This window comes from Sphaerisporangium viridialbum (genome assembly GCF_049674955.1).
GTDB lineage: Bacteria > Actinomycetota > Actinomycetes > Streptosporangiales > Streptosporangiaceae > Sphaerisporangium > Sphaerisporangium viridialbum.
Genome location: NZ_CP187232.1, coordinates 7,695,463 through 7,720,313 on the forward strand (window position 1 = coordinate 7,695,463; position 24,851 = coordinate 7,720,313).

The window sequence follows — 24,851 nt, forward strand, 5'->3', positions numbered from 1 at the left end:
ATCATGGACCCCGAGCTGATCAAGGACTGCGTGCACTGCGGCTTCTGCCTGCCCACCTGCCCGACCTACGTCCTGTGGGGCGAGGAGATGGACTCCCCGCGCGGGCGCATCCACCTGATGAAACAGCATGTCGAGGGCACCCCGCTGACCCCTGAGATGGCCGGTCACTTCGACGCCTGCCTGGGCTGCATGGCCTGCGTCACCGCGTGCCCCTCGGGCGTGCGCTACGACGTGCTCATCGAGTCGACGCGGGCCGAGGTCGAGCGGGTCCATGAGCGCCCGAAGGCCGACCGCGCCTTCCGCGCCCTGGTGTTCGGGCTGTTCCCCTACCCCCGGCGGCTGCGGGCGCTGCGCCTGCCGTTGAGGCTGGGCGAGAGGCTCACGCCGCGCCTGCGCCCGCTGCTCGAACGGCTGGACCCGCGCCTCGCCGCCATGGCCGAGCTGGCTCCCCCGGTCCCCCGCCGCGTGCGGCTCCCGCACCGGGTGGAGGCCCGGGGCGAGCGGCGGGCCGTCGTCGGGATGCTGACCGGATGCGTGCAGGGGGAGTTCTTCCCCAAGGTCAACGCCGCCACGGCCCGCGTGCTCGCGATGGAGGGATGCGACGTGGTCATCCCTCCGGGGCAGGGCTGCTGCGGCGCGCTTTCTGTGCATTCGGGGCGCAAGGAGGAGGCCGCGCGGTTCGCCCGCCGGACGATCGAGACGTTCGAGCGCGCGGGAGTGGACACCGTGGTCGTCAACGCGGCCGGATGCGGGTCGAGCACCAAGGAGTACGCCGAGCTACTCTCGGGCGATCCCACTTGGGCCGCCAGGGCGCGCGGGCTCCGCTTCGTGGACTTCGCGGAGTTCCTGGCCGAGCTGGGGCCCTCCGCCGAGCGCCACCCTCTGCCGATCACGGTCGCCTACCACGACGCGTGCCACCTCGCCCATGCGCAGGGCATCCGTTCACAGCCCAGGTCGCTGCTGGCGAGCGTTCCCGGCCTGCGGCTCAGGGAGGTGCCGGACTCTTCGATCTGCTGCGGGTCGGCGGGCACCTACAACCTGTTCCAGCCGGAGGCCGCCCGCGACCTCGGCGACCGCAAGGCCGAGCAGGTGCTCTCCGTCGGAGCCGACCTGCTGGTCTCCGCCAATCCCGGGTGCACGATGCAGATCGCCTCGGCCGCGCGGCGGCGGGGTGCGGACATCCGCGTCGCGCACACCGCCGAGGTGCTGGACGCCTCCCTGCGCGGCCTCTCCCCCGCCGCTCTCGGACGTCCACCCCGCCGCGCCGGCGTCGCGGCCGCCGGAAAGCGGGCCCGATGAGCACGGTCCAGAGCGTCGACCGGGCGCTGGACGTGCTGGAGGCGCTGGCCGACCAGGGCGGCGAGGCGGGCCTGTCCGAGATCGCAGCCCGCACGGGCCTGCCGTACGGCACGATCCACCGGCTGCTGCGGTCGCTGCTGGCCCGGGGGTACGTCCGGCAGGAGTCCGACCGCCGGTACGCCCTGGGCAGCGCCCTGGTGCGGCTCGGCGGCGCGGCGGAGCGCATGGTGGGCGTGTGGGCGCAGCCGTACCTGGAGAAGATGGTCGCGCTGTCCGGCGAGACGGCGAACCTCGCCGTGCTGGAGGGCGACTTCGTGGTCTACGTGGCCCAGGCGGCGTCCCCTCGGAGGCTGCGGATGTTCGCCGAGGTGGGCCGGCGGGTGCTGCCGCACAGCACGGCGGTGGGCAAGGTCCTGCTCGCCGAGCGCGCGGACGCGGCGGCCATCCTGGCGCGTACGGGCCTGCCGCGCCGCACCGAGCACACGATCACCTCGATCGACGCGATGCTCGCGGAGCTGGAAAGGGTGCGGGAGCAGGGGTACGCGATGGACTTCGGCGAGGAGGAGCTGGGGGTGCACTGCCTGGCCGTGCCCGTGCGCGACGACGGCAGGATCATCGCCGGCATGTCGATCTCGGGCCCCGTGGACCGCATCGAGGCCCTCGACCGGGAGGAACTGGCCGAGGGCATGCGCGCGATAGCCACCGCCTTCGGCACCGACGTGGCCCCACCCCGCTGACCACGGCTCCCCGTATCGAGCTGTGGCACCGGCTCCGGTGATCACGCTGACCCCTCTCAGGGGATTAGCCGGTGAAGGACTCGCGGGTGTGCTCGCAGATCGCGAAGGCTGCGCCCGTGGGGTCGGCCAGGAGGGCCACCCGGCCGTGCGGCATCTCGTACGCGCCGACCAGCACCGAGCCGCCCTCGAGCACGACCTGGGCTTCGGTGGCGTCACAGTCGGCCACGGTAAAATAGATCTTCCAGTGCGGCGGCACCCGCGCCGCCTCGTACGGCATCCGCAGCCGCCCGCAGACGGGCTCACCCGCGATCTTCCACAGGACGTAGTCGTAGTCGACGCCGTCGCCGACCTGTTCCTCCTCGTAGCCGAACAGCGACTCGTAGAACGGGTCCTCCACCTTGGTGTTCCTGGCGTAGAGCTCGTTCCAGCACATCGCCCCCGGCTCGCCGTACAGGCGCGACCCGAGGTGGGGACCGGCCTGCCAGAGCCCGAAGGTCGCCCCTTCAGGGTCGACGGCCAGCGCGAAGGCCCCGAAGTCGGGCAACGCCATCGGGAGGATGACGAGTTTGCCGTTGCTGGCCTCGACCTGCACGGCGGAGGCCTCGGCGTCGGAAGTGGCCAGGTAGACGCGCCAGGCCGCCTCGGTGGACTCAAGACCGACCGCCGGGGGCGTGATCGCGGCGACCGGCTTGTCGTCCACCAGGCACATCGTGTAGTGCCAGACCTTCGGACCGAGATCCTTGCACGTCCAGCCGAAGATCTTCTCGTAGAACCGGACGGCGGTGGGGAGATCATGCGCGGTGAGCTCCGGCCAGGACGGAGCCCCGTCGGGGTAGTACGTGCGCTCCGGCATCACCGATCTCCCCAGAAATATGCGATCCCCCCATAACTGCATACTTCCACCATCAAGCACCCGGGACTTCGAGAGTCGCCCAAGCTTGCCGATATCTGGACTTATCCGCTCATATCCACCGAAAAGTTGTGGGGTCAGGGTGACTGCGGGGTGATGTTGAGGGAACCGTTCTGCGGCACCGGCACGACCTGCACCTTGCCGTCCTGGATGGCCTTCCAGAGGATGGCTCCCTGCGGCCCGAGGACCCCCACCAGGTCCTTGATGGACTCCAGCTCGGTCTTGACCTTGGCGTTGATCTGCTGCTGGGCGAGGTTCTGCTGCTTGGCGGCCTGCTCGGCGGCGAGCGCGTCGATCAGGCTGCGCGGCGGCTCGGGCTTCTGGATGGTGAGCGCGACGTCACCGCACTCGCCGGTGCCCGCGTAGTTGGGCTGGCAGAAGTAGTCGGCGCCGGCGGTCTCCTTGATGAACTGCCGGGCGAGCTGGCCGACGCGCTGCTCCCACTGCTGCTTGGCGTTCGGGTCGTTGAACAGCTTCTTCCACTCGAACTCCTGCGAGGCCGCGTCCATCGCACGGTCGAGCGGCTGCTTGAAGTAGAAGTTGAGCATGCGGCGCCAGCCCTCGGACTCCCTGGCGTCGAAATAGGACCCGTACTTCAGCCCGATCTTCTCGTGGAACTGGCGGAGCGTCTCGCACGAGGTGTTGAGGGTGAACGTCGCGGAGCCCGCGACCTGCATCTCGACGTTGTCCTTGGAGACGATGCTGATGGGCTTGGACTCGGAGTCGCCGGTGCCGGAGAAGTCGAACGTGCGCTGGCCGAAGGGATAGGCGTAGGAGGTGTCGCCCGGGCCGAGGAAGGTGGCCCCACTGGAGGGGTTGATGCACTTCACGAACTTGATCGCCTCGAACGGGCCACCGGCGTAGTGCAGCCTGACCTCGTCCGGCGCGGTGCTGACCTTGGTGCAGCCCGTGGCCAGGAACCCGAGGCCCACGATGGCGATGACGGCGAGCAGCAACCCCCTGAGCAGAAGCCGCCTACCACGCCCCCCACCCGATGCCGAACTGTCAGTGCTCTTACGTGCGCTCATCTTCGGGCCGCCCTTTACTAGCTCTTTACGGTCGGCCGATCCTAGAACACCCCACTCAAGATCATTCGCCCGCGAACGAGCCCCTGTGGATAACGGGAGCAGCGGCCTCCCGCCGGGCGTGCACGCAGACATGATCCGCCGTCCGGCTGATCTGCGTGATACGGAATCCGGCAAGGACGATCTCGTGACCCAATCCTGTGGACGAAGACGGACTCATGTGCGGGAGATAGGCGACGACGTAGTCGATCAGTCCCTCGGATAAGAGGGGCTCGGTAAGACCCGCACCTCCATCGATGAGCAGCGATCGCACCCCGCCCGCGTACAGCGACCGAAGCGCCGTGTCGCCGTCGCCATGGATTCGGGAAGGAATATTGATCATGCCAGCCCCATGACCGCCGAGGATGCCCTCTTCAAGGCGACCGTCGGCGTGCAGCACGGCGTCGACGCCCTTTCGGAGCTCCATGACACCGGGCATCCGATCAAGCGCGGACGCGGGTCCGGCGACATCTGCGATATATGACCAGGTGATGGTCGGCCTGCCCGTCCTGAGGGCGGAAAGCCACGGGCCGAGCACAAGCTCGGCCTCATCTGCCAGCACACCGACCTCGACCTCGACCCCGGCATTTCGCAGGGCCGCCACGCCGCCCTCGCCGCGCGAGGTCGGATCGACAAGTGCGACGACGACACGGACGATTCCCGCGTCGATGAGCAACTGCCTGCATGCCGGGGCGCGGCCCACATGGTTGCAGGGCTCCAACGTGACGATCGCCGTAGCCCCGATGGCAGTGCCACCGGCCGCGCAAAGTGCGTTGCCTTCCGCGTGGGCCTCGCCTTTCCGGTGATGGTAGCCCTCTCCGAGGATGCGGCCCTGCCCGTCCAGGACGACGCAGCCCACCGGCGGATTGGGGCTGGTCGTACCGAGGCCGTGGGCTGACAGGGCGATGGCATGCCGCATCGCCTGAATCTCGACTTGGGAGGCCATCAGACGGCGGGAATGCCGGCCAGGGCCGTACGAAGGGCGGCGACGGCGGGAAGTGTCTCATGCGCATCCAGCGACGAGCCGACTGACTTGATCATGTAGAGGATCCTGGACGAACCCGCCCCCAGAGCGATCTCCAAGGCCTCCCCGGCCACGGTCGCCGCCTGCTCCGGCTCCCGCTCGGCGGCGTACGCGGCGGCCATTCCGGCCAGGGCCATGGCCCGGTCGCGGCGGTACACAGGCGACAGCACGGGCAGCGCGGCCTCGTAGGCGGAGAGTGAACGGGACGACTGATCAAGCATCAGCCAGCAGCGGGCGCGCTGGATCTCGACGTACGCGGTCGAACAGAAGGAGCCATGCCCGCCTCGCGCGTCGCCATCGTCACGGACCGACGCCGCCCACATCTGCGCTTCATCCAGCAACGCGTGACACCGCCTCTCATCACGGTCCAGCGCATGGCCTTGGGCTTCCTGCTGAAGGATGGCTGCTCTCATCGGATCGGGAAGCACATCGGCTTTCCGACGTGCGGCGTTGGCCAGGCCGATCACCTCTCCTGCGGCTCCTGCGGCGCGTTCCACCGTCGCCTGCTGGCTTCGGCGGAACATCGTCCATGCGAGCATCAACTGATCATCGCTTTCGTGCGCCCATACCATCGCGCGGTCGGTCCAATATCTCGCCTGGGGCAGGTCCCCCGCGTCTTCATGAAGCCACGCCGCCGACTCCGCGTACTGAGCCGCCAGCCTGAGCACGTCTAGCCGACTGCCTTCACGAGCCGACCTCAAAAGCGCCTCCAGGAGCGCTATCTGCTCGCGCACAGCGGTCAGGGTGTGGCGTGGACCGAGGAGGTTGTCCCTCTTGACCAAAAGGTGCCACTGGTCGCGTAGGTGCTCTAGAAGCTCCGCGACCTGCCCGCGAGAAAGCGTCTCCAGACGTTCGATGGCCGGGCTCGGTTCCGCCTGGATCGGGGTGGTTCCCCGTGATGGATCACCACCGAACAGGTCGGCCTCCGCGGTATCGAAGACCCGGCAGTAGAGCACGCGGTAGGGATCGCGCAGGATGTGATCACCTCTCTCCCATCCCCGGATCATCCGTACCAGCGACTCCGGTGAGGCGAGATGAGCACGGGTGCGGGGGTCGGCCGCTTCACGCAGTCGCCTGGCCATCTCCTTCTGACTCCAGCACCTGTCACGCCGTTCCGCTCTCATCCGCGCGGCCCACGCGGGTGGTTCATCAGCGACCATCAGCGCACCTTTCGACCGACCGCACAAGGGGACACCCTCGGGTTGTCTCCCAGTGTCCTCCCGAACCCTCTGTCCGCACATGGTTTCGGAGCGTTGTGATGGGACCTGACGCCGTGAAGGCGGGACCCGCAGGCGCTGTCGACGCCGTACGGGTCCCTTGATCAGGAAGCAGGTCCTGACCATGAGCAAGGGTAGAACCGGCCGGATCCGCTCGGAGACCGACGTGGCACATCCGTCCTTTGCCGGGAACCGTCCGGGGCGGCACAGGGTCGGCGCGTGGACCGGCCGGGTCGATCGCCGGCGCTGGGACCTGGCGAAGCGGGCGGCAGCCGACCAGCTCGACCAGATGGAGCCCGCCTGGCATGTGATGTACGGCCTGGGCGGCCGCAGGTTCGTCGCCATGGCGATCTGGCACGCTCCCCGACCGCTCAGGGTCGAGGCGTCCACCCTGGACGAGCTGCGCGAGCTGATGCGCGAGGCCGAACTCGGAGCCATGGCCCTGCTGGTCGGTATGGGCGCCTCATGACCGCTCCCGGCAGACATGCCCGCGAGCCGGACCGGTCCGACGTCGAGTTGCCCGATCCGTACGGCTTCCCGGTCACTGGAGGGATCGGCATAGGGGGCTTCATGCCGGCTCGCGGCGGACCCGTGCCACCGCCCCCGGTGCCCGAAGTGGTGAGCACGCTCATCGAACGGCAGATCGCCGCGCTCAACCAGACCTACCCGGCGTGGCGGATCACGCGGGTGAAGCGCGCGGACGGCACCCCTGGCGGATGGTGGGCCACTCGGCACGCCAGCCTCACAGACGACCAGCGCGCTTCCGGCCTGGTGCCGAGCATCGCGAGAGGCGACGTCGTGGCGCTGGTGATGGAACTCGCCGTACAGGACGAGATCGCTCATCAGAACGGCTACGCGACAGGTAGCACGCATCGGGTCACCATCGTGGAGAGCCCCTCCTAGACGCGCGGCGGGCCTGAGCCAGGGGTGGCGGGGCCCGCCGCGTCAACCACCCATAAGGCACGACAATCATCAGAAGGAACCTGCGGGAGTCGCAAAACCTCCTTCCACCCACCCCTCACCCACGTGACGGGTGATCCACTTGAAGCCCACCCAGACCGGTGACCTCCAAAGGCGGGCAGATGGGGCGCTACCCGCCGAAGGGTGGGAGCAGCGCCCACACCGCACACGCTGGCGTCGCCCTCACTTTTAGCCGCACACGCTGGCATCGCCCCCACTTTTAGCCGCACGCCCTGGCATCACCCCCACTTTTAGCCGCACACCCTGGCATCACCCCACTTTTAGCCGCACACGCTGGCATCACCCCCACCTTTATGCGGTTCCCGCGTGGCATCGTCTCCAGAACGACGGCTCCCGCCTGACCTGCGACCGTCACCCACGGGATCCACGCCGTCTTCTGCAGGCTGGATCATGACCGGTAGGGTTCCCGTACATGTCGGAGATCGCGCCCAACGCGTCAGCCTGTGTCACCAGAGGTGGCCGGCCCGCCTTCGTGGTGAATGTCGAGGTCCTCCTGCACCGAGACGGCCGCTTGTTGCTCATCAGGCGCGGCGAGCAGGAGGATCACGCGCCCGGCGTGCTCAGTGGAGTCGGCGGCAAGGTGGAGGTCGATGGGGCAGCGGACAATGTGCTCGAGGAGACCGCTCGCCGGGAGGTCGCGGAGGAGATCGGCGTCGACCTCACCAGGGTCGAGCTCACCTACGCGGAGAGCGCCTTCTTCGTCACCGACGACGGCGACCCGGTGATCAACGTGGTGTTCTCGGCTCCGATGCCGCCCGACGCGATGCCCTTCCCCACGTCGCCCGACGAGGTGGCCGCTCTCGCGTGGCTCACCGTCGCCGAAGCCGAGGCCGACCCGAACTGCCCACCCTGGACCCTACGAGGCTCCGCCACGCGGCGTCAAGGTAACCCTGGAGAACACAGGGGCTTCGCTGTTTCTGGAGGCGGCCACATCTTCCAGGCGGGATCCGCGCGCCCAGGTCCCACACAGGGATTGATCGAGCTGGTGCCAGATGGCTTTGTCCACTGTCTGTTCCTTGCGAACCGTCCAGACGAACGAAGCCAACGGGCTGGGCGCACACGCACGCGGAAGCCGGCCCAACGCGGCGTACATAGAGGTCAGCGCACCAGAACTGGCGGCAGGCGCCGGGCCGGCGGCGAGGCACGAGCCCAGGCCGTACACCGGTAGTCCATGGCCCGGGTGGGAAACAACCTCTTGCCCCGTCACGGGGGTGCCGGGAGGGCCCATCACTCCCATCGATCACGACCCCAGACAACAAAGCCACTCTCTTCCGCGTTCTTGATCGAACTGAAGAGACCCCTCAGGCGTTCCTGACCATGGCGATGGGGTGGTCGTCGGAGCAGTGGATCCCGATCTCGGTCCGGACGTCCTGGCCCGCGAAGACCGTGGACCAGCACCTCTGGACACGACTCAGGGAATCGTTTCGGTGCACTGACTTTCCGGACCCAGGTGACGATGGCAACGACGCCGAGGGGTCAGGGACGCCGGGCAAGGACTTCGCCGACTCTGCTGTGACGCTCGACCATGACGGCGAGGCCCGTGTCGATGTAGCGGAGGCTTTCTAGGATCGCGTCATGGTCGGCCACCAGATGACGATGGTGGATCGGGCAATGATGTGCGATCTTGTTGCGGAAGACGCGGAGGAAGTCGAACCTGCGATGGAGGTCACGGCGGCGACCCCGGTGGCCGGGGAAGGCCTGGTACAGCGCTGGGCGCCATAGTCGCTGGTCATAGTTGTTGCCAGGTCCGACCAGGGACACGTAGAAACCGAAGGGCAGTTCGTCGGCGATCTGCTGCGGGTCCGTGGGCAGCCCCGAGCGCCGGAGTTGATCCGTCGCCTCGGCGATCTTCCGGCGGGCACCGTATTGCAGATCCGCCTGCGGGCTGGCCCACCAGTCCCGGTGCCCGAACAGGCTGACGAGTTCCTTGGTCATGACGCTGCGCATCGACACCTCCAAATACTGCAACGGCCCGTAGAAGGCTTCGGAGATCTCGGTGTTCCAGCAGTGCAGGCGCAGCGCCGCGACCGGATCGCCGGCGCATCGAAGCTCGTACTCGGCCAGGCGTGACGGTGAGAGAAAGTCGCGTAGCCGCCTGGCTTCGGCTTCTCGCATCCTGACCGCCTTCCGATGTGCCGTGGTACGCTCGCGTCATAAGCCCCGGTGATGCCTCTGCTCAGCACGCAGCCGGGGCACAGCCTTTTCTGGGCGATGTCCGATCTCACCATGCACGTGATCGGTCGCGTAGGCCGATTCAGGTATTCGCCGGCTCAGCTTGATGCCGGTCACCGCCGGCGTGGCCATGCCATTACGTCGGCGGGCGCTCCGGCGCCGTCTGGCCCCGGCGGTCGGCAGGGTGGATCGAGTCCGGGTGCCGATACGACCACAGGTGGAAGCTGGTACTTGCCGCAGCGGAACGCAGCCGGATCCCAGTCTGGAAGCGCCCGTCCTGGACGCGCGGCGGGCGGGAGTCACCCGAAGCGGAAGGCGCTCAGTCGTTCTTGATCGTGGCGATGGGGTGGTCGGCCGAGCAGTGGATCTCGATTTCGGTGCGGGCGTCTCCGCCCTCGAACCTCACGCGCACCTTGTCACGCGGGCCACGCTCCGCGTCCTTCACCTCGTACCCCTGAGCCGGGGTCCAGGACCGCAGGGTCACCAGGCCGCCCGCGCATCGGGCGACCACGGCCCCGCCCCGCGCCGAGAACACCTTGGTCTGCCCTTGGGCGGCGCCGGCGGACGGTGAGGCTGGAGCGGACGCGGAAGGGCTCGCACCAGCGGATCCCGTACGAGAGGGCGACACCGACGGTGCCTCCGAGCCGTCCCCCGAGCCGGACCGCGGGCCGTCCCCCGAGCCGTCTTCTGAGGAGGACGGTGAGCGTCCTTCCGAGGAGGACGGTGAGCCGTTGCCTGCGGTGTCCCCCGAGGGTGACGGCGATGGTGCGGCGTCGAGGGCGCGGCGGACCTCGGCGGGTGAGAGGGCACGGGAAGCGGAGCCGGTGATCGACTCACCGAGGAAGGCGGTCACCACGACGCCTGCGCCGGTGGCCACGAGGCCGACGACCAGCCATCCGGCCACGACGAGAAGCAGGCGCCGGTTCATGCCCTGATCCTCCCTGACCCTCTCCTAAGACCGGGTTAAGGGCACCATAACGGGCTTATGCCAACAGCCCCGGAGCCGTTAGCGTAACCGCCCATGGCCAATGTCCTGCTCGTCGAGGATGACGCGACGATCCGTACCGCCCTCATGCGAGGGCTGCGTGAGCGCGGTCACGCCGTGTCCTCCGCCCCGACCGCGCTCGACGGCCTCCGACAGGCCGTCTCTGAGCGTCCGGACCTCGTCGTGCTCGACCTCGGCCTGCCCGACCTGGACGGCACCGAGATGCTGCGCATGCTCCGGGCCGTCAGCCGGGTACCGGTGATCGTGGCGACCGCCCGGGACGGCGACACCGAGATGGTCCGCCTGCTGGACGCGGGGGCCGACGACTACGTGGTCAAGCCCTTCAGCGCCGCCCAGCTCGACGCCCGGGTCCGCGCCGTGCTGCGCCGCACCGCCGACGGCCGTACGGACACCTCAGTGACCGTCGGCGGCCTGCGGCTGGATCCGCGCAGCCGCGAGGCCGTCCTCGACGGCACCCCGCTGGACCTCACGCCACGCGAGTTCGACCTGCTGCACTACCTGGCCACCCGCTCCGGCGAAGTGGTCACGAAGCGCGAATTGCTCACCGAGGTCTGGCAGGTGCCATACGGCGGGGCCGACAAGACCGTGGACGTCCACCTGTCGTGGCTGCGCCGCAAGCTGGGCGAGACCGCGCAGGACCCCCGCTATCTGCAGACCGTACGCGGCGTCGGCGTCAAGCTGGTCGACCCGTCATGAGGCGATGGCTCACGCCGCTCACGGCGACAACCAGTGGAACCATCATGAAGCGATGGCTCACGGCGACCGCCACCTCGCTGATGCTGGCCGACCCGTCATGAGGCGATGGCTCGCGTTGCTCGTGGCGGCCACCACGTCGCTGGTGCTGATCGCCCTCCTGGTCCCGCTGGCCCTGCTGGTGCGCGCGCTGGCCGAGAGCGGTGCGGTGACGCAGGCCAACTCCGAGGCGCAGTCGGTCGCGGCGTCCGTCGGCACGGCCGATCCCGACGGCCTCGCGCTGACCGCCGAGCGCACCTCGGCGTCGAGCGGCCACGCCATCACCGTGTTCCTCCCCGGCGGCACCGTCGTCGGCTCCCCCGCCTCGCGGTCGCCGGCCGTGGAGCTGGCCGCGCGCGGGCAGAGCCTCACGGCGCAGACCCCCTCGGGCCTTGAGGTCCTCGCCGCCGTGCAGGGCCTTCCCGGCGGTACGGCCGTGGTGCGCGTCGCCCTCGGCGAGGAGGACCTCCGCCACGGGGTCCGCGAGGTGTGGATCGGCATGCTCGTCCTCGGGCTCGCCCTGATCGGTGTCGGCATCTTCGTCGCGGACCGCCTGGCGCTCGCCCTGACCCGGCCCATGACCGGGCTGGCCCGCGTGTCCCACCGGCTCGCCGCCGGAGACCTGGCCGCCCGGACCACGCCAGGTGGCCCCGTCGAGGTGCGCGACGTGGGGCTCGCGCTCAACCACCTGGCCGGACGGATCAGCGACCTGCTGGCCGAGGAACGGGAGACGGCCGCCGACATCTCCCACCGGCTACGCACCCCGCTGACGGGGCTGCGGCTGGAGGCCGAGTCGCTGGCCGACCAGGAGGAGGCCGCACGGCTCGGCAGCCGCGTCGACGCGCTGGAACGCGCCGTGAGCTCGGTGATCACGGACGTACGCCGCCGGTCGCGGGAGCACGCGAGCTGTGACGCGGTGGCGGTCGTGGCCGAGCGGGTCACCTTCTGGTCGGTGCTGGCCGAAGACCAGGGCCGGCCGGTGGAGCTGGACCTTCCCCAGGGGCCACTGACGGTCGCCGTCAGCGCCGCCGAGCTGTCCGCCTGCGTCGACGCCCTGCTCGGCAACGTCTTCGCCCACACCCCCGAGGGCGCCTCCTTCACCGTACGGCTGACGCCCACCGCGCCCCAAGGCGTACGCGCTGGACCGTCCGCGCCCGAAGACGTACGCCCTGGACCCGCCGCGCCCGGGGGCGTGCGGATCGAGGTCGCGGACTCGGGGCCGGGGTTCGGGCTCAGGACGGACGCGGCGAACCCCCTCGAACGGGGCCTCAGCGGCGCGGGATCGACCGGGCTCGGCCTGGACATCGCCCGCCGGACGGCCGAGGCGTCGGGCGGTTCGCTGTCACTGGGCACCGCGCGGGGCGGCGGCGCTCTGGTCGCCCTGACCTTAGGAGCCCCTTAACTTTGCCGAAGCGCGGGCTTAGGGCGCCTCCGGCGAATGTGGGGACATGACGAAAACACAGAGCATCGGCAAGGCAGCCAGACTCACCATCGCGGGCGCCGGAGCGATCGCCGTCCTCACCACCGGAGCCGTGGCGGCCTCGGCCGCGACCCAGCTCTCCACGACCGCCGCCGCGACCTCCACGACCGCGACCGCGGCGACCGCGACCACCGGCACCGTCAGCTCCTCGACGGCGGCGATCACCTACAGCCAGGCGATCAGGATCGCCAAGAAGCGGGTTCCCGGCGCCCGGGTCACCGAGGTCGAGCGCGAGTGGGAGCACGGCTACCGCGTCTGGAAGGTGGAGCTGAAGAAGCGTCACGCCGAGTACCGCGTCTACATCTCCGTGAAGACGGGCAAGATCATCAAGTTCCGCCAGAAGCACGACGACTAGCAGGTCCCGCCGTGCCGTGGAGGGCAGAGGGGGCCCGCCACGGCACGGCGCACGTCACGGCACCGCGTACATCCCGGGGTACATCAGCTCGCGGCACCGCGGCGTACGCGGCACAACGCACGTCCACAGCGCACGTACCGGACCACGTACGTCGTGCAGTGCGGTGTCAGGCGCACTGGGCCAGCATGGCGTCCTTGTCGGGGGCGGTGACCGGGAGCTCGTACTTCAGCGCCACCTGCGCGAAGCGTACGGCGTAGGAGCAGCGGATCACCTTGGACGGGGGAAGCCAGGTGGCCGGCCCCGAGTCTCCCTTGGAGGAGTTGGCCGAGCCGTCGACCGGCATGAGGTTCAGCGGGTCGTTGGCGATCTGGACCCGCTTGGCCTTGCTCCAGCGCGACGCGCCCATCTGCCAGTCGTAGGAGAGCGGCATGACGTGGTCGATCTGGACCTCGGAGGCCTTCTGCTTGGTCCAGTCGATGGTCTTGCCGGTGTATGGGTCGTGAAGCGTCATCGAGACAAGGACGCATTTCGATCCCGAGCGGTATTTCAGGCCGTCGCCGTCGCGTGCCAGGACGTCGTTCCTGGTGTCGCAACCGTTGTGCGCGAACGGGATGTCTTCGGCGTTGTCCGCCCACGCGTACCCGAACTCGTTCCGGTCGTAGCCGGTCTTGGGGCCGCGCCCCTTGGTCGGCACCTTCTCGATCAGCTTGACCGCCGCGGCGCGGTCCTTGGCGGACGTGATCGCGGCGAGGCCGCGCTCGGTGCCCTTGGGATTGTCCAGGGGGACGACACCGGTGGAATCGCCACCCCCGCCACCGTCCCCGGACCCCATGTCACCGCCGGCGGCACCGGCGCCGTTGGCGTCGATTGGGCCGCATCCCATCAGCATGACGGCCGCCGCGACTCCGGCCACGAACGCGCGAGATCCACGCAGGCGCACTGCCACCCCCAGGTAAAGAAAAAGTAATACCTAGGTATAGCAACTACCCCCGAAAGCCGCGATTACGGCAAAGCCCCGGAGAAAGCGGCCAAGCCCAGGTACATCGGACAAACCCTCGGGGGGAGGCATGCGGACGGCTGTCATAGCCGGCGGTACAACCAGCCGGACCCGCGAGATACGGGATCCCCGTCGCGATCAGGGCGACGGGCTCGCGGGCCGAAGGAGGAAAGCTGAACTCCGGGCCGTCAGGCTCTGCCGTAGGCGTCGTCGAGGCGCTCGATGTCGTCCTCGTCGAAGTGGCCGAAGGCGACCTCAAGAATGCGCGTCGCCGGGCCTGAGGAGCCGAGCCGGTGCGTCTGCCCCGCGCGGATCAGCACCCGGTCGCCCACCGACGGCTCGACGCGCTCGCCGTCGATCTCGAAGACCGCGCCGGGGTCGAGGGCGACCCACAGCTCGTCGCGGTGCTTGTGCCGCTGGAGGCTGAGCCGCTGCCCGGGCGCTACCTCGATGATCTTGACGGTGGACGTCTCGTTGTGGGTGTACCGCTCGAAACCACCCCACGGGCGCTCGTCACGGACCACTGCGGCAAGCCGGTCGATCTCCAGCACATGCCCTCCCAACACCAGGTAAATGTAGGTGCGACTCTTCCACAGACGGATGAAGGATGTGTGACCCGGACGAAACCGTCGCGCCACATCCGGGAGACGCCTCGGCCCGCGAGCGCCCTCACCGGCCGGGCACGGCGCGCCGGGATCATGTTGCCAGGAACCCGCCGTCCACGGGTAGGGCCACGCCGGTGACGTACGAGCCGGCGTCCGAGGCCAGGAAGACCGCGGCGGCCACCAGCTCGGCCGGGTCACCGGCCCGCCCCATCAGCACGCGGCGCTCAAGCTGCCGGTCGAGGTAGCCGGGAAGGTAGGTGGCGGTCATCTCGGACTCGAAGAACCCCGGCTCCAGGCAGTTGACCCGGATGCCGCGCCGTCCGGTCCACTGCTGGGCCAGATCTCTGGTCAGCCCCACGATGGCCGCTTTCGACGCGCTGTAGGCCGCCTGCGGCAGCCCCGCCGTGGTCTCGCCGAGCACGCTGCCGACGTTGACGATGGACGACCCAGGACGCATGACCTTCGCGCAGGCCTGGGCCATCCAGTACGAGCCGTGCAGGTTGACGTCGACGACCCGGCGGAACTCCTCGGGGGTCTCCCGCAGCGCGGGTACGGCCGTGCCGGCCCCGGCGTTGTTGACCAGGATGTCGACGCCTCCGAGCTCGGTGACCGCGGCGTCCACTAGGGCCTGGCAGTCGCCCGGACGGGTGACGTCGGTGACCACCGCGACGCAGCGGCGCCCGGTCTCCTCGACCAGACGCCGCGTCTCCGCAAGCCCGCTCTCGCGACGGGCACCGATCACGATGTCGGCGCCCGCCTCGGCCAGGCCGCGCGCGAAGGCCACGCCCAGCCCCGAGGAGGCCCCGGTGACGACGGCGACCTTGCCGTCGAGCCTGAACCGCTCAAGCACCACGGCCCCCTGACACCGGACGGGGACTCTAGAGGCCGTACTCCTTGGTGATGCGCTCGTGCCGCTCGACCTCGATGCCGGCGCTGCGCGCGAGGTCGAGCCAGGCCAGCGGGTGGCTCCACCGCTCGGTCGCGTCGTCGAGCAGGGCGTCGACCTCGACCGGCTCGACCCCCGGCGGCACGGCGATCCAGCCGTAGACGCCCTGGAGCCGCTCGCCGGTGGTGGGATGGGAGACCGAGTAGTTCTCGTCGCTGTAGACCCACATGGGCCAGCCGCGCTCGGCCATCACCTCGTTGAACTCGGTCCAGTCCTCCTCGCTGGGAGCCGCGCCGTCGAAGAACCAGCTCGTGTAACCGCCCGGGCGCAGCAGTGCCACGCCTGCGAACGGGATGACGTAGCTCTCCTGCTCCTCGGCGCCCTCGGGCACCGGCTCCAGCGGCCGGGGGTCGATGACGACGATGTCACCGGCGTTGTAGTCCATGCCGCGGGGCTGCGGGATGAGCAGCCGGGCGGTAGCGGGACCGGTGCGCACGGCGAGGACCTCGCGCTGGCTGCCGTCGGAGACCGGCAGGACGACCCGGACGAGGTGCCACTCCTCCTCGATCGGGCCCTCGGTGGTGTCGAGCTGCATGCCGAGCTTGGCGGCGCCCTCGCGGACGAGCGGCCAGTCCTCGGAGGCGGTGGCCATGACGATCATGCGCCAGATGTCCTCCTCCTCGCCCTCGCCCGACTCGACCAGATCGCGCAGGATGGCCGCGCCCTTGGCGTTGTCGCCGAGCTGCTGGGCGGCGCCCGCCAGCAGGCGACGGGCCTCCAGCGCGACGAGGCCCTGGGCGCCCGCCGCGAGCGACTGCTCGGCCTCGGAGGTGGTCTCGGCCCACCGCTCGCGTGCTCGGTGCAGCCGGGCCAGCGCGAGGTGCGAGGTCGGCGCCGGAAGCATGGCCGCGAACCGCTCCACCCGCTCGTCCTGCCCCGCCTCGACCAGCACGCCGGTGAGGTAGGCGACGTCCTCCTCCTCGGCGGCGGTCGGGTCGGCGTCCTCGACGATGGTCTTCCACAGGATGTCGGCGCCCAGCGGCGCGTACCCGAGGAAGCCCAGCGTCGTGGTGTGGCGGCGCGTGGCCTCGATGTCGGTGCCCGACAGCGGCCAGAGCCAGCCCACCCAGCGCTCGGGGTCGGCGTTGTGGCCGTCGGCGGCGTCGAAGTAGGCGACCAGCTCGTCCTGCGGGCCCGGAGCCGGGAGCGGCGTGGCGGCGTCGGCGGCGGCGCGGAGCGCGGTCACGCGCTCGGACAGCCCCTCGGACGTGCGCAGCTCGCCCGCCCAGGACTCGGCCAGGTCGGCCAGCGCGCGGGCCTGCCACACGCCCTGCCGCGCCACGGCGAGCTCACCGGCGATGAGGGCCAGCTCGACCCGCCCGCGGTTGACGCCCATGGTCTCGAAGTAGGTCATCCACTGGCGAAGGACACGGCCGAGCTGCCAGGTGTTGGTGATGACCTCGCCGAGCAGCCGCACGGCGCGCGCCCACTCGACCCAGTCGCGGGGGTGGTCGCCGACGACGTCGAGGTCGGGGAGCGCCTCCAGCGCCTGCGCCGGCTTGCCGGCCGTGGCGAGCACCAGCGCGCGCAGCACGCCCTCGCGGTGCTCCTTGGCGACCGGGTCGTCCGCGGGGAACTCCTTGGCGGAGTCGAGTTCGGTGAGCGCCTCCTGCGTGCGGCCGGCGGCGAGCAGCGCCCGCACGCCCGCGGCGGCCAGCTCCCAGCTGACCTGCCCCTCGGCGCCCCTGCGGCCCGCGACGGCGGACTCGTAGTAGGTGACGGCCTGCTCGGCCTCGCCCGCGTCCGACAGCGCCGCGACGTACTGCGTGACGAGCCCGCAGAAGGCCGGCGAGCCGGGCTGCACGCCCTCCAGGGCGGCGCCGAGAGCGGCGAGGCGCTCGGCGGCGTACCCGGGGCCGTCGATGTTGGCCTGGCAGACGGCGAGCGCCTCCACCGCGGCGGGAACGGAGGGGCAGTCCTTGGTGTCCTCGCGTCGCGCGAACTCCAGCAGGGCCTCGGCGTCGCCGAGTGCCACCGTGCCCTGCGCGCGGTCGCCGATGCGGCTGACCAGGTGCCAGTGCCGGGCGAAGAGCTCAAGCCACGGCAGCTCCATCGCCTCGGCCTGCTGGGCGACCGCCGGCGCCATCACGTCCAGCTGGGCGTACCGGCCCTCGAAAGCCTGCGCGGGCAGGTCACCCAGCGCGATGGCCAGCCCGGTGTTCCCTGCTTCGTGCAGTTGCCGTTGGGTGTCTGCGACCCAGGCCCAGATGTCCACGTCCATGGCACGCCAGTCTGCCAGTTCACAGAGCATGCCCCAAACATGCGGGCGGTGCGGTGAACGAGCGGGTGGGTGGGAACGTTCGCCGGGCGCCGGTCAGGAGTGCGTGAGCGCAGGGAGATCTCCGGAGGCCACCAGCACAGCGGGGCCGGTCAGAAGGCTCGTGCGCCCGTCGAGGGTGACCGAGAGGATGCCGCCGGGCACCTCGACGGCCCAGGTGCCGGTGCGCTCTCCCGCGAGATGCGCCGCCGCCACCGCCGAGGCCACTGTGCCCGTGCCGCACGATCGCGTCTCGCCGGAACCGCGCTCGTACACGCGCATAACCACCCGGCGCTCCCCGACGAGGTTGAGCAGCTCGATGTTGACGCCGTGCGGGAACACGGCGGGGTCGAATCCGGGCTGCGCGGTCAGGTCGAGCTGGGTCACCGGGTCGCCGGTGACGCAGGCCAGGTGCGGGTTGCCCACGTCGACGACCAGCCCGGCGTACTCGGTGCCGCCGACGGTGGCGAGGCTCTCGCCGAGCACCTGAGGCGCTCCCATGTCGACGGTGACGTCCCCGGTGCGCGCGAGCCGTACGCGGCGGACGCCGGCGCGGGTGACGACGTCGAACTCTCCCGGCTCGGCCAGCCCGGCGTCCACGAGGTAGCGGGCGAAGACGCGCAGGCCGTTGCCGCACATCTCGGCCACGCTGCCGTCGGCGTTGCGGTAGTCCATGAACCACTCGGCGCCGTGCGCCCGGCCGGGCTCGCGGCCGGCGATCTCGGCGGCCTCCGCGCTCAGCTTGGCGGGCACGACGTGCAGCACCCCGTCGGCGCCGATGCCGGAGCGCCGGTCGCACAGCGCCGTCACCAGCGACGCGGGCAGGTCGAGGCTCCCGTCACGATCCGGAAGGATGACGAAGTCGTTCTCTGTGCCGTGGCCCTTTAGGAAACGCATGTCACCGAATCTTACCCCGCGACCAGCTCCAGAGCCTGTTCGAGCAGGTCAGGGGCGTCGAAGGGCAGCCATCTCACCCGAGGGTCGCGCCGGAACCACGACTCCTGGCGGCGGGCGAACCTGCGGGTCGCCCTGACGGTCTCCTCGCGGGCGCGGTCCTCGGTCCACTCCCCCGCGAGGAAGCGCAGCACCTGGGCGTACCCGAGCGCCCTGCTGGCCGTGCGGCCGCTCGCGAGCCCCTGGCCGGCGAGGACCCTCACCTCCTCGACGAACCCCGCCTCCCACATCCGGTCGACCCGGACGGCGATGCGCTCGTCGAGCAGGGGCCTCGGCACCTGGACGCCGATCTGCACGCTCTCGTAGACCGCGTCGTAGGACGGCATCGTGGCGGAGAAGGGCCGGCCGGAGAGCTCGATCACCTCGAGCGCGCGCACGATGCGGCGGCCGTTGCTCGCCAGGACGGCCTCGGCCGCCACCGGGTCAAGCTCCTTGAGCCGCTGGTGGAGGGTCTCGGGACCGGCTACGTCGAGCTCGGCCTCCAGCCTGGCCCGGATGCCGGGGTCCGTGCCGGGGAACTCCAGATCGTCCAGGGCCGCGCGGATGTAGAGGCCGGAACCGCCCACCAGGATCGGCACCGCTCCCCTGGCGCGCAGGCCGTCGATCAGCGGGCGGGCCAGCCGCTGGTACTCGGCGACGCTCGCCGTCTCGGTCATGTGCCAGACGTCGAGCAGGTGGTGGGGGACGCCGCGGCGCTCGGCGGGCGAGAGCTTCGCCGTGCCGATGTCCATGCCCTGGTAGAGCTGCATGGAGTCGGCGTTGACGGCCTCGCCTCCGAGGCGCAGCGCGAGGTCCACGGCCAGGTCGGACTTGCCCGCGGCGGTCGGCCCGACGACGGCCACGACCGGCGGCCCGCCGTACTCGCGCTCCACTACAGCTCCCAGTCGAGGGTCGGCGGCAGATAGCCCTCAAGGGTCAGCAGCCAGCGCTTGGAGTCGACCCCGTCGCCGCCGCTGAACCCCCCGAGCCCGTTCCCCGCGACGACGCGATGGCACGGGACGATGATCGGGACGGGGTTGCTGCCCATGATGGACCCGATGGCACGGGCGGGCACGCCCGCGCCGCTGGTCTCCGCCAGGTCGCCGTACGTCGTCACCTTGCCGTACGGGATCGTCTCGTACAGCGTGCCGAGCACCCGCCGTTGCAGCGTGGACGCCAGCCGCCAGTCGACGGGCACGGTGAACCGGCGCAGCTCGCCCGCGAAGTAGGCGGCCAGCTCCTCCCGGGCGTGAGCCGTACGGGCCGGATCGTCCACGGCGGGCAGGCCGATGCGGCCGAGCAGCCTCCGCCGGGCGGCGTCGCCATCGCGGAACTCCGTCGCGACCACGCCGTCCGGGGTGACGGCCGCCAGCACGTCGCCGAGAGGCGTCGGCACGCTGCCGAAGGCGACGTCTACCATCCGATCATGTCCAATCGCGCGCTGGTCGTCGGCGCGGCGAGTGCCGCGCCCGTCCTTCCACCGTAACCACGGCCGGGGGTGGTCCCATCCCGATCCCGCCGGCCCGCCTGATGACCACGGGTCACGACGGATCGCGCCGGCTCCAGCGGGCCACCAGGTAGCCGACGCCGTAGGGCGCGCCGTCGTAGAGCAACTCCCCGAGGAACCCGCTCCCGGAGTCCTCCTGACCCGCTCCGGCCGCGTGGCCGGTGGCTTCGTGACCCGCCAGGGCCGCGCCGGCGAGGACCTGGAACGCCGCGCGGCCCGCCACCCACAGCTCGGCGGCCTCCTCGGGGTCGAGGTCCGCCAGTGCCGGTGCGTCCGCGCCGCCCAGCGCCCGTGCGAGCGCCTCGTTGTACGGAAGGGCGCCGGGCTCGAAGTAGCCGGGTGACTTCACCGTGAGCCTGGCCGAGCCGTCCCCCATGACGAGCAGCGCGACCCGCCGCCCGCGGCCCGCCAGAGCCGCGCCGAGCCGCGAGCACGCCTCGACAGGGGCGTCGGCGGCCACCGCCTGGTACCCGGAAGGGGCGCCCGACCCGGCGAGATCCAGGAGCAGGCGGCCGATGGTCAAGGAGAGCGGGAGGACCGGATCGCCCGGCCCGACGCGGACGGCGGCGCCCCAGGGGGCGAGGCTCCCGCCCGCGTCCGGCCCGTACGAGCGCGTGGCCCCGGCGTCGCCCACCACGACCAGCGTGTCCGGCCGGGACACGGCCAGCGACCGGATCGCGGACGCGCAGGCGTCGCGCAGGTCGTCGAGCTCCGGCGCCGCCGCTCCCGCGACCTCGGGGGCGATCAGCGGGGGATGCGGGCAGACGGCCGCGGCGACGAGCACAAGATCAGGCTAACGCCACCCGCCCGCCGGCCGGACCGGGGCCGCCCTCCCGCGCTCCGGGCCATGGTCGCCGAAGCGGGGAGGACGGCGTCGAAGCCCGCGAAGCCGGGAGGACGGCGCAGGGCCCGTCCGGATCAGTCGGAACCGAAGTCCTGGGTCCACCAGGGGCCGCCGCTACCGAAGTGGACGCCGACGCCGATGGCCTTGAGCTTGCAGTTCATGATGTTCGCGCGGTGCCCGGGGCTGTTCAGCCAGCCCTTGACGACCGCGTCAGGGGTGGCCTGGCCGCGGGCGATGTTCTCTGCGAACATCGACGAGTTGTACCCGGCGGCCTTGATCCGGTCCCACGGGGAGCGGCCGTCGGCCGAGGTGTGGTCGAAGTACCCCTTGGCGGCCATGTCGTCGGAGTGGCCGCGAGCGGCCTTGCGCAGGTGCTCGTCGATGCGCAGCGGGCCGCAGCCCTGCTCCTGCCTGGCGGCGTTGGTCAGGCGCGCCACCTCGTCCTCGGCGGCGACGACGGCCGACGCCTTGCCGGTCGAGGAGGGGCTGGGCGCCGGCTTGGTCGGCTTGGGAGCCGGCTTCGGCGTGCTGGGCTTGGGGCTCGGCTTCGCCGACGGCTTGGCGCTCGGGGTGGCCGACGGCTTCGTGCTCGGCTTGGCCGTGGGCGTCGCCGACGGCTTGGCCGTGGGCGGGCTCGACGGCGCGGCGAGCCTGCCGATGTCGTCGAAGAAGTCGGGGCCGAGGCCGGAGGACCTGTCGGGCAGTTGCCCGTTCGGCTCGACGTACCCGGCGAGGCCGTCGGGGGTGACGCCCTTGCCACCGGTGCCGGTGGTGTCCGTCGAGGTGTTCTTCTTGTTCTTCGTGCTCTCGTTGTTCGTGATGGGCGCCGCGGTCTGCCCGACCGGCGAGCCGGGCCCGTCGGCCTGCTCACCGGAAGAACCGGAGGAACCGGAGGAACCTGCGGAGCCGGAGGAACCTGCGGAGCCCGGGGAGCCCGCGTTCTCGCCGGAGGCGTCGTTCGGGTCGGAGGACACGTCGCCGGGGTCGGCGGCGGCGTCGCCCGCCGCCTGGTCGGAACCCGCGCCGTTCTCGGTGGACTCCTGGCTCACGGCGCCCGCACCGCTGGTGGAAGCGGTGCGGTTCGTGAGGGTGACGACCCCTCCGGCGGTGACGGCGGCCGCCAGCACGGCGGCGGCGGTGGCGAACACGAGGGTCCGTTTGCGCGAGCCCGAGGGGGAGGACGGCTCGGATGCGAGGTATTCGGTGGGGAGATGTGAGCTGGACGCGTCGTAGCGGCCCGGCGACGGACGGTCGTGCCGATCCATATTGGGTGACTCCTGCGGCCTATCGGGGGGAAAGCACTCCGGCTTCCGCGGGCAGGTGGTCACACTAGCCCCATAGGACGAATTACCGCACCACAATCACGGAAGAATCACGACTTGTCATCTCTTGGACCGATCTCATTTCGAACGCTGGCCGCCGTAAGCGGGGTGACGGCGGTGTTCGCCCTGGTGGGAGTGGGGATCACCCTTGGCACCGCTCCAAAGCTCCCCGGATCCCCGGCGCCCAAGACGGATCCGGCGTCGTCGATCTCGCACCCCGCCGGTCCGCCGGCCGGCCGCCCGGCGGCCGGGCCCGGGACCAGGGCGAGCGAAGTATTCGAACAAGAAAAAATCGCACGTCGCGGGGCTCTCGCCGCCTCGATCGCGCGCATCGAGCCGCCCGAGCGCCTCTGGACGGGGTTCCTCCCGGCTCCCTCGACCGGCGCCTCCCCGGGCGAGCGAGGACGGGCGCCCGGCGGGTCGTACGCGGTGAGCGCGCCGGCCGGGGAACGGCCGGCCACGGGGCGGGAAGGCCGCCGACCGGGGGATCATGCCGCCTACGGGGGCGGGCAGAACGGACCGGGAGCTCCTCAGGCCCGCGACCGGCGGGACGAACGCCCCCCGGCCATGATGGACCTGCTCCCCGACCGGCCGGAACCACCCGCGACCACCCCCGAGCCCCGGCCACGCCGGTCACCACCGCAGCCGTCCCGGCCGTCTGAGCCGCCGCGACCGTCCCGGCAGCCCGAACCGCCGGGGCGGCCCGAGGCCGAGCAGCCGCGCCAGGTGCCGAACCCCTGCGCGACCTTCACGGACTTCCGCCGCGACTACTGCGACCAGTTGCTCGGCGGGCACGGCGGCACACGGTGAACCGGCGGCTCACGGCAGGCGTTGCCGAACGAGGGTGAACCGGCACGCCCCGCCCCCCGTACACCAGGACAGCACCGGCATCACGTGCCGGGGAACGCCGGAGGAGCGGACGTGGATCAGGAACGCCGCAGGGCCGGCATGCCGAGCGACACCGCGCCCGGCTTGCCGGAACCGCCGCCCGCACCGGTGCCGCAGGCGGCGCTCTCCCTGGCCTCCCACGCGTCGCCCGCGCGGGTGCGGCGCAGCTCCAGAGCGGGGCCGTCGGCGACGAGATGGTGCGGGGCGGCGTAGGTGACCTCGACGGTCACCATGTCGCCCGGCCTCGGCACCTCACCACCGGAAAGGTCGTCGCGCAGTGCCGGAACGAAATGGACCAGGCGGTTGTCGGGGGCGCGGCCGGACATGCGGTGGGTCGCACCGTCCTTGCGCCCTTCACCCTCGGCGACCAGCACCTCAAGACGCCGGCCCACCTGCGTCTTGTTCTCGGCCCACGAGATGTCGGTCTGCAGGGCGACCAGGCGCTCGTAGCGCTCCTGGACGACCTCCTTGGGCACCTGGTGCTCCATGGTCGCGGCCGGGGTGCCCGGGCGGATGGAGTACTGGAAGGTGAAGGCGTTGGCGAAGCGGGACTGCCGGACGACGTCGAGCGTGCCCTGGAAGTCCTCCTCGGTCTCGCCGGGGAAGCCGACGATGATGTCGGTGGAGATGGCGGCGTCGGGCATGGCGGCGCGCACCCGCTCGATGATGCCGAGATAGCGCTCGGCCCGATAGGAGCGGCGCATGGCCTTCAGCACGCGGTCGGAGCCCGACTGCAGCGGCATGTGGAGCTGGTGCATGACGTTCGGCGTCTCGGCCATGGCGGCGATGACGTCGTCGGTGAAGGCCGCCGGGTGCGGCGAGGTGAAGCGCACCCGTTCGAGGCCCGAGATGTCGCCACAGGCGCGCAGCAGCTTGCCGAAGGCCAGCCGGTCGCCGAACTCCACGCCGTAGGTGTTGACGTTCTGCCCGAGGAGCGTGATCTCGAGGACACCGAGGTCGACCAGCGAGCGGACCTCGCTCAGGACGTCGCCGGGACGGCGGTCCTTCTCCTTGCCCCGCAGCGCGGGGACGATGCAGAACGTGCAGGTGTTGTTGCACCCGACCGAGACCGACACCCACGCCGCGTACGGCGACTCGCGCTTGGTCGGCAGCGTGCTCGGGAAGACCTCCAGCGACTCCTTGATCTCGACCTGGGCCTCCTGCGCGATGCGCGCGCGCTCGAGGAGGACAGGGAGCGAGCCGATGTTGTGCGTGCCGAAGACCACGTCGACCCAGGGGGCCTTGCGGACGATCTCGCCTTGGTCCTTCTGCGCGAGGCAGCCGCCGACGGCGATCTGCATGCCGGGGTTGCTCATCTTGGCCGGGCGCAGGTGACCGAGGTTGCCGTACAACCTGTTGTCGGCGTTCTCGCGGACGGCGCAGGTGTTGAACACGACCACGTCGGCCGTGTCGCCGTCGTCGGCCCGGACGTAGCCGGCGTCTTCCAGCAGGCCCGAGAGCCGCTCGGAATCGTGGACGTTCATCTGGCACCCATACGTGCGGACTTCGTACGTGCGGGCGCGCTCCTCGGTGACAGTCATCTCAACCAACAAGGGTAGGCGGTCCGGGGGGCTC

At 70.9% G+C, this 24,851-nt stretch carries 25 protein-coding genes; 9 read left to right on the plus strand and 16 right to left on the minus strand.

All coding sequences use genetic code 11. From position 1 onward, the window contains the following. The first annotated feature begins 3 nt into the window (after positions 1–3). Both ACOZ38_RS34615 and ACOZ38_RS34620 read left to right on the plus strand, forming a co-directional pair. Positions 4–1,299 carry a (Fe-S)-binding protein gene (locus ACOZ38_RS34615; RefSeq protein WP_424535247.1) on the plus strand — a complete coding sequence of 432 codons (1,296 nt, stop codon included), beginning with the start codon at positions 4–6 and terminating at the stop codon, positions 1,297–1,299. Continuing rightward, on the plus strand, positions 1,296–2,036 hold the full coding sequence (locus ACOZ38_RS34620; protein ID WP_405140313.1) for an IclR family transcriptional regulator: 741 nt from the start codon (positions 1,296–1,298) through the stop codon (positions 2,034–2,036). The genes ACOZ38_RS34615 and ACOZ38_RS34620 overlap by 4 nt, the downstream gene beginning before the upstream one ends. 64 nt (positions 2,037–2,100) lie before the next feature. Here ACOZ38_RS34620 and ACOZ38_RS34625 read toward each other — a convergent pair whose 3' ends face one another. The 4 genes from ACOZ38_RS34625 to ACOZ38_RS34640 form a co-directional block, all read right to left on the minus strand. Then, on the minus strand, positions 2,101–2,889 hold the full coding sequence (locus ACOZ38_RS34625; RefSeq protein WP_424535248.1) for a VOC family protein: 789 nt from the start codon (positions 2,887–2,889) through the stop codon (positions 2,101–2,103). 134 nt (positions 2,890–3,023) lie between these two features. After that, positions 3,024–3,902: an SPFH domain-containing protein gene (locus ACOZ38_RS34630; RefSeq protein WP_424535249.1), complete on the minus strand. Its 879-nt coding sequence runs from the start codon at positions 3,900–3,902 to the stop codon at positions 3,024–3,026. A gap of 133 nt (positions 3,903–4,035) precedes the next feature. Next, a complete protein-coding gene (gene ribD, locus ACOZ38_RS34635; protein ID WP_424535250.1) occupies positions 4,036–4,956 on the minus strand; it encodes a bifunctional diaminohydroxyphosphoribosylaminopyrimidine deaminase/5-amino-6-(5-phosphoribosylamino)uracil reductase RibD in 921 nt (306 codons plus the stop codon). Beyond that, positions 4,956–6,116, minus strand: coding sequence for a hypothetical protein (locus tag ACOZ38_RS34640; RefSeq protein WP_424535251.1), 1,161 nt, complete (start codon positions 6,114–6,116; stop codon positions 4,956–4,958). Before ACOZ38_RS34640 ends, ribD begins: the two co-directional genes overlap by 1 nt. A gap of 259 nt (positions 6,117–6,375) precedes the next feature. On the opposite strand from ACOZ38_RS34640, the gene ACOZ38_RS34645 reads away from it, so the two are divergent. The 3 genes from ACOZ38_RS34645 (at position 6,376) to ACOZ38_RS34655 (ending at position 8,400) form a co-directional block, all read left to right on the plus strand. Continuing rightward, on the plus strand, positions 6,376–6,720 hold the full coding sequence (locus ACOZ38_RS34645) for a hypothetical protein (RefSeq protein WP_424535252.1): 345 nt from the start codon (positions 6,376–6,378) through the stop codon (positions 6,718–6,720). Next, positions 6,717–7,154, plus strand: a complete 438-nt coding sequence (locus ACOZ38_RS34650; RefSeq protein WP_424535253.1) for a hypothetical protein — start codon at positions 6,717–6,719, stop codon at positions 7,152–7,154. Before ACOZ38_RS34645 ends, ACOZ38_RS34650 begins: the two co-directional genes overlap by 4 nt. 490 nt (positions 7,155–7,644) lie before the next feature. Further along, positions 7,645–8,400 carry an NUDIX hydrolase gene (locus ACOZ38_RS34655; protein ID WP_424535254.1) on the plus strand — a complete coding sequence of 252 codons (756 nt, stop codon included), beginning with the start codon at positions 7,645–7,647 and terminating at the stop codon, positions 8,398–8,400. 308 nt (positions 8,401–8,708) lie between these two features. On the opposite strand, the gene ACOZ38_RS34660 is transcribed toward ACOZ38_RS34655, so the two are convergent. Together ACOZ38_RS34660 and ACOZ38_RS34665 are read right to left on the minus strand one after the other, a co-directional pair. Next, entirely contained in the window at positions 8,709–9,347 is a 639-nt protein-coding gene (locus ACOZ38_RS34660; protein WP_424535255.1) for a hypothetical protein, read from the minus strand. A gap of 376 nt (positions 9,348–9,723) precedes the next feature. Beyond that, a complete protein-coding gene (locus tag ACOZ38_RS34665) occupies positions 9,724–10,332 on the minus strand; it encodes a hypothetical protein (RefSeq protein ID WP_424535256.1) in 609 nt (202 codons plus the stop codon). 93 nt (positions 10,333–10,425) lie between these two features. Between ACOZ38_RS34665 and ACOZ38_RS34670 the strand changes: the two genes are divergently transcribed. The 3 genes from ACOZ38_RS34670 (at position 10,426) to ACOZ38_RS34680 (ending at position 12,977) form a co-directional block, all read left to right on the plus strand. Next, positions 10,426–11,106 carry a response regulator transcription factor gene (locus tag ACOZ38_RS34670; protein WP_405140328.1) on the plus strand — a complete coding sequence of 227 codons (681 nt, stop codon included), beginning with the start codon at positions 10,426–10,428 and terminating at the stop codon, positions 11,104–11,106. Between the two features lie 97 nt (positions 11,107–11,203). Further along, the gene (locus ACOZ38_RS34675; RefSeq protein WP_424535257.1) at positions 11,204–12,544 is read left to right on the plus strand and encodes a sensor histidine kinase; all 1,341 of its coding nucleotides are present in this window, start codon (positions 11,204–11,206) and stop codon (positions 12,542–12,544) included. Positions 12,545–12,590: 46 nt separating this feature from the next. Then, entirely contained in the window at positions 12,591–12,977 is a 387-nt protein-coding gene (locus tag ACOZ38_RS34680; RefSeq protein ID WP_424535258.1) for a PepSY domain-containing protein, read from the plus strand. Between the two features lie 166 nt (positions 12,978–13,143). Here the strand turns inward: ACOZ38_RS34680 and ACOZ38_RS34685 are convergent, their stop codons facing one another. The 9 genes from ACOZ38_RS34685 to ACOZ38_RS34725 form a co-directional block, all read right to left on the minus strand. Next, positions 13,144–13,890: an HNH endonuclease family protein gene (locus ACOZ38_RS34685; protein ID WP_424535259.1), complete on the minus strand. Its 747-nt coding sequence runs from the start codon at positions 13,888–13,890 to the stop codon at positions 13,144–13,146. Between the two features lie 272 nt (positions 13,891–14,162). Further along, positions 14,163–14,540 (minus strand): phosphomannose isomerase type II C-terminal cupin domain, encoded by a 378-nt coding sequence (locus tag ACOZ38_RS34690; RefSeq protein ID WP_405140332.1) that lies wholly within the window; start codon positions 14,538–14,540, stop codon positions 14,163–14,165. 130 nt (positions 14,541–14,670) lie between these two features. Next, complete coding sequence (locus tag ACOZ38_RS34695) at positions 14,671–15,429, minus strand: SDR family NAD(P)-dependent oxidoreductase (RefSeq protein WP_424535260.1); 759 nt, start codon at positions 15,427–15,429, stop codon at positions 14,671–14,673. Positions 15,430–15,457: 28 nt separating this feature from the next. Beyond that, positions 15,458–17,746: a tetratricopeptide repeat protein gene (locus tag ACOZ38_RS34700; protein WP_424535261.1), complete on the minus strand. Its 2,289-nt coding sequence runs from the start codon at positions 17,744–17,746 to the stop codon at positions 15,458–15,460. 93 nt (positions 17,747–17,839) lie between these two features. Further along, positions 17,840–18,679, minus strand: coding sequence for a diaminopimelate epimerase (dapF, locus tag ACOZ38_RS34705; RefSeq protein ID WP_424535262.1), 840 nt, complete (start codon positions 18,677–18,679; stop codon positions 17,840–17,842). 11 nt (positions 18,680–18,690) lie between these two features. Next, positions 18,691–19,608, minus strand: a complete 918-nt coding sequence (gene miaA, locus ACOZ38_RS34710; protein WP_405140336.1) for a tRNA (adenosine(37)-N6)-dimethylallyltransferase MiaA — start codon at positions 19,606–19,608, stop codon at positions 18,691–18,693. Beyond that, positions 19,608–20,135 (minus strand): methylated-DNA--[protein]-cysteine S-methyltransferase, encoded by a 528-nt coding sequence (locus ACOZ38_RS34715; protein WP_424535263.1) that lies wholly within the window; start codon positions 20,133–20,135, stop codon positions 19,608–19,610. The genes miaA and ACOZ38_RS34715 overlap by 1 nt, the downstream gene beginning before the upstream one ends. Positions 20,136–20,256: 121 nt before the next feature. After that, entirely contained in the window at positions 20,257–21,006 is a 750-nt protein-coding gene (locus ACOZ38_RS34720; RefSeq protein ID WP_424535264.1) for a class III extradiol dioxygenase subunit B-like domain-containing protein, read from the minus strand. A 134-nt stretch (positions 21,007–21,140) separates the two neighbouring features. Then, entirely contained in the window at positions 21,141–22,331 is a 1,191-nt protein-coding gene (locus tag ACOZ38_RS34725) for a CAP domain-containing protein (RefSeq protein ID WP_424535265.1), read from the minus strand. Between the two features lie 165 nt (positions 22,332–22,496). Here ACOZ38_RS34725 and ACOZ38_RS34730 point away from each other — a divergent pair, with 165 nt between their 5' ends. Then, positions 22,497–23,198 (plus strand): hypothetical protein, encoded by a 702-nt coding sequence (locus ACOZ38_RS34730; RefSeq protein ID WP_424535266.1) that lies wholly within the window; start codon positions 22,497–22,499, stop codon positions 23,196–23,198. 116 nt (positions 23,199–23,314) lie between these two features. Here the strand turns inward: ACOZ38_RS34730 and miaB are convergent, their stop codons facing one another. Then, complete coding sequence (gene miaB, locus ACOZ38_RS34735; protein ID WP_424535267.1) at positions 23,315–24,817, minus strand: tRNA (N6-isopentenyl adenosine(37)-C2)-methylthiotransferase MiaB; 1,503 nt, start codon at positions 24,815–24,817, stop codon at positions 23,315–23,317. Positions 24,818–24,851: the final 34 nt, after the last annotated feature.

Coding starts and splice junctions, on each gene's coding strand:
- ACOZ38_RS34615 (WP_424535247.1), top strand. CDS start 4: ATGGACCCCGAGCTGATCAAGGACTGCGTGCACTGCGGCTTCTGCCTG.
- ACOZ38_RS34620 (WP_405140313.1), top strand. CDS start 1,296: ATGAGCACGGTCCAGAGCGTCGACCGGGCGCTGGACGTGCTGGAGGCG.
- ACOZ38_RS34625 (WP_424535248.1), bottom strand. CDS start 2,889: ATGCCGGAGCGCACGTACTACCCCGACGGGGCTCCGTCCTGGCCGGAG.
- ribD (WP_424535250.1), bottom strand. CDS start 4,956: ATGGCCTCCCAAGTCGAGATTCAGGCGATGCGGCATGCCATCGCCCTG.
- ACOZ38_RS34640 (WP_424535251.1), bottom strand. CDS start 6,116: ATGGCCAGGCGACTGCGTGAAGCGGCCGACCCCCGCACCCGTGCTCAT.
- ACOZ38_RS34645 (WP_424535252.1), top strand. CDS start 6,376: ATGAGCAAGGGTAGAACCGGCCGGATCCGCTCGGAGACCGACGTGGCA.
- ACOZ38_RS34650 (WP_424535253.1), top strand. CDS start 6,717: ATGACCGCTCCCGGCAGACATGCCCGCGAGCCGGACCGGTCCGACGTC.
- ACOZ38_RS34655 (WP_424535254.1), top strand. CDS start 7,645: ATGTCGGAGATCGCGCCCAACGCGTCAGCCTGTGTCACCAGAGGTGGC.
- ACOZ38_RS34660 (WP_424535255.1), bottom strand. CDS start 9,347: ATGCGAGAAGCCGAAGCCAGGCGGCTACGCGACTTTCTCTCACCGTCA.
- ACOZ38_RS34665 (WP_424535256.1), bottom strand. CDS start 10,332: ATGAACCGGCGCCTGCTTCTCGTCGTGGCCGGATGGCTGGTCGTCGGC.
- ACOZ38_RS34670 (WP_405140328.1), top strand. CDS start 10,426: ATGGCCAATGTCCTGCTCGTCGAGGATGACGCGACGATCCGTACCGCC.
- ACOZ38_RS34675 (WP_424535257.1), top strand. CDS start 11,204: ATGAGGCGATGGCTCGCGTTGCTCGTGGCGGCCACCACGTCGCTGGTG.
- ACOZ38_RS34680 (WP_424535258.1), top strand. CDS start 12,591: ATGACGAAAACACAGAGCATCGGCAAGGCAGCCAGACTCACCATCGCG.
- ACOZ38_RS34700 (WP_424535261.1), bottom strand. CDS start 17,746: ATGGACGTGGACATCTGGGCCTGGGTCGCAGACACCCAACGGCAACTG.
- dapF (WP_424535262.1), bottom strand. CDS start 18,679: ATGCGTTTCCTAAAGGGCCACGGCACAGAGAACGACTTCGTCATCCTT.
- ACOZ38_RS34715 (WP_424535263.1), bottom strand. CDS start 20,135: ATGGTAGACGTCGCCTTCGGCAGCGTGCCGACGCCTCTCGGCGACGTG.
- ACOZ38_RS34725 (WP_424535265.1), bottom strand. CDS start 22,331: ATGGATCGGCACGACCGTCCGTCGCCGGGCCGCTACGACGCGTCCAGC.
- miaB (WP_424535267.1), bottom strand. CDS start 24,817: ATGACTGTCACCGAGGAGCGCGCCCGCACGTACGAAGTCCGCACGTAT.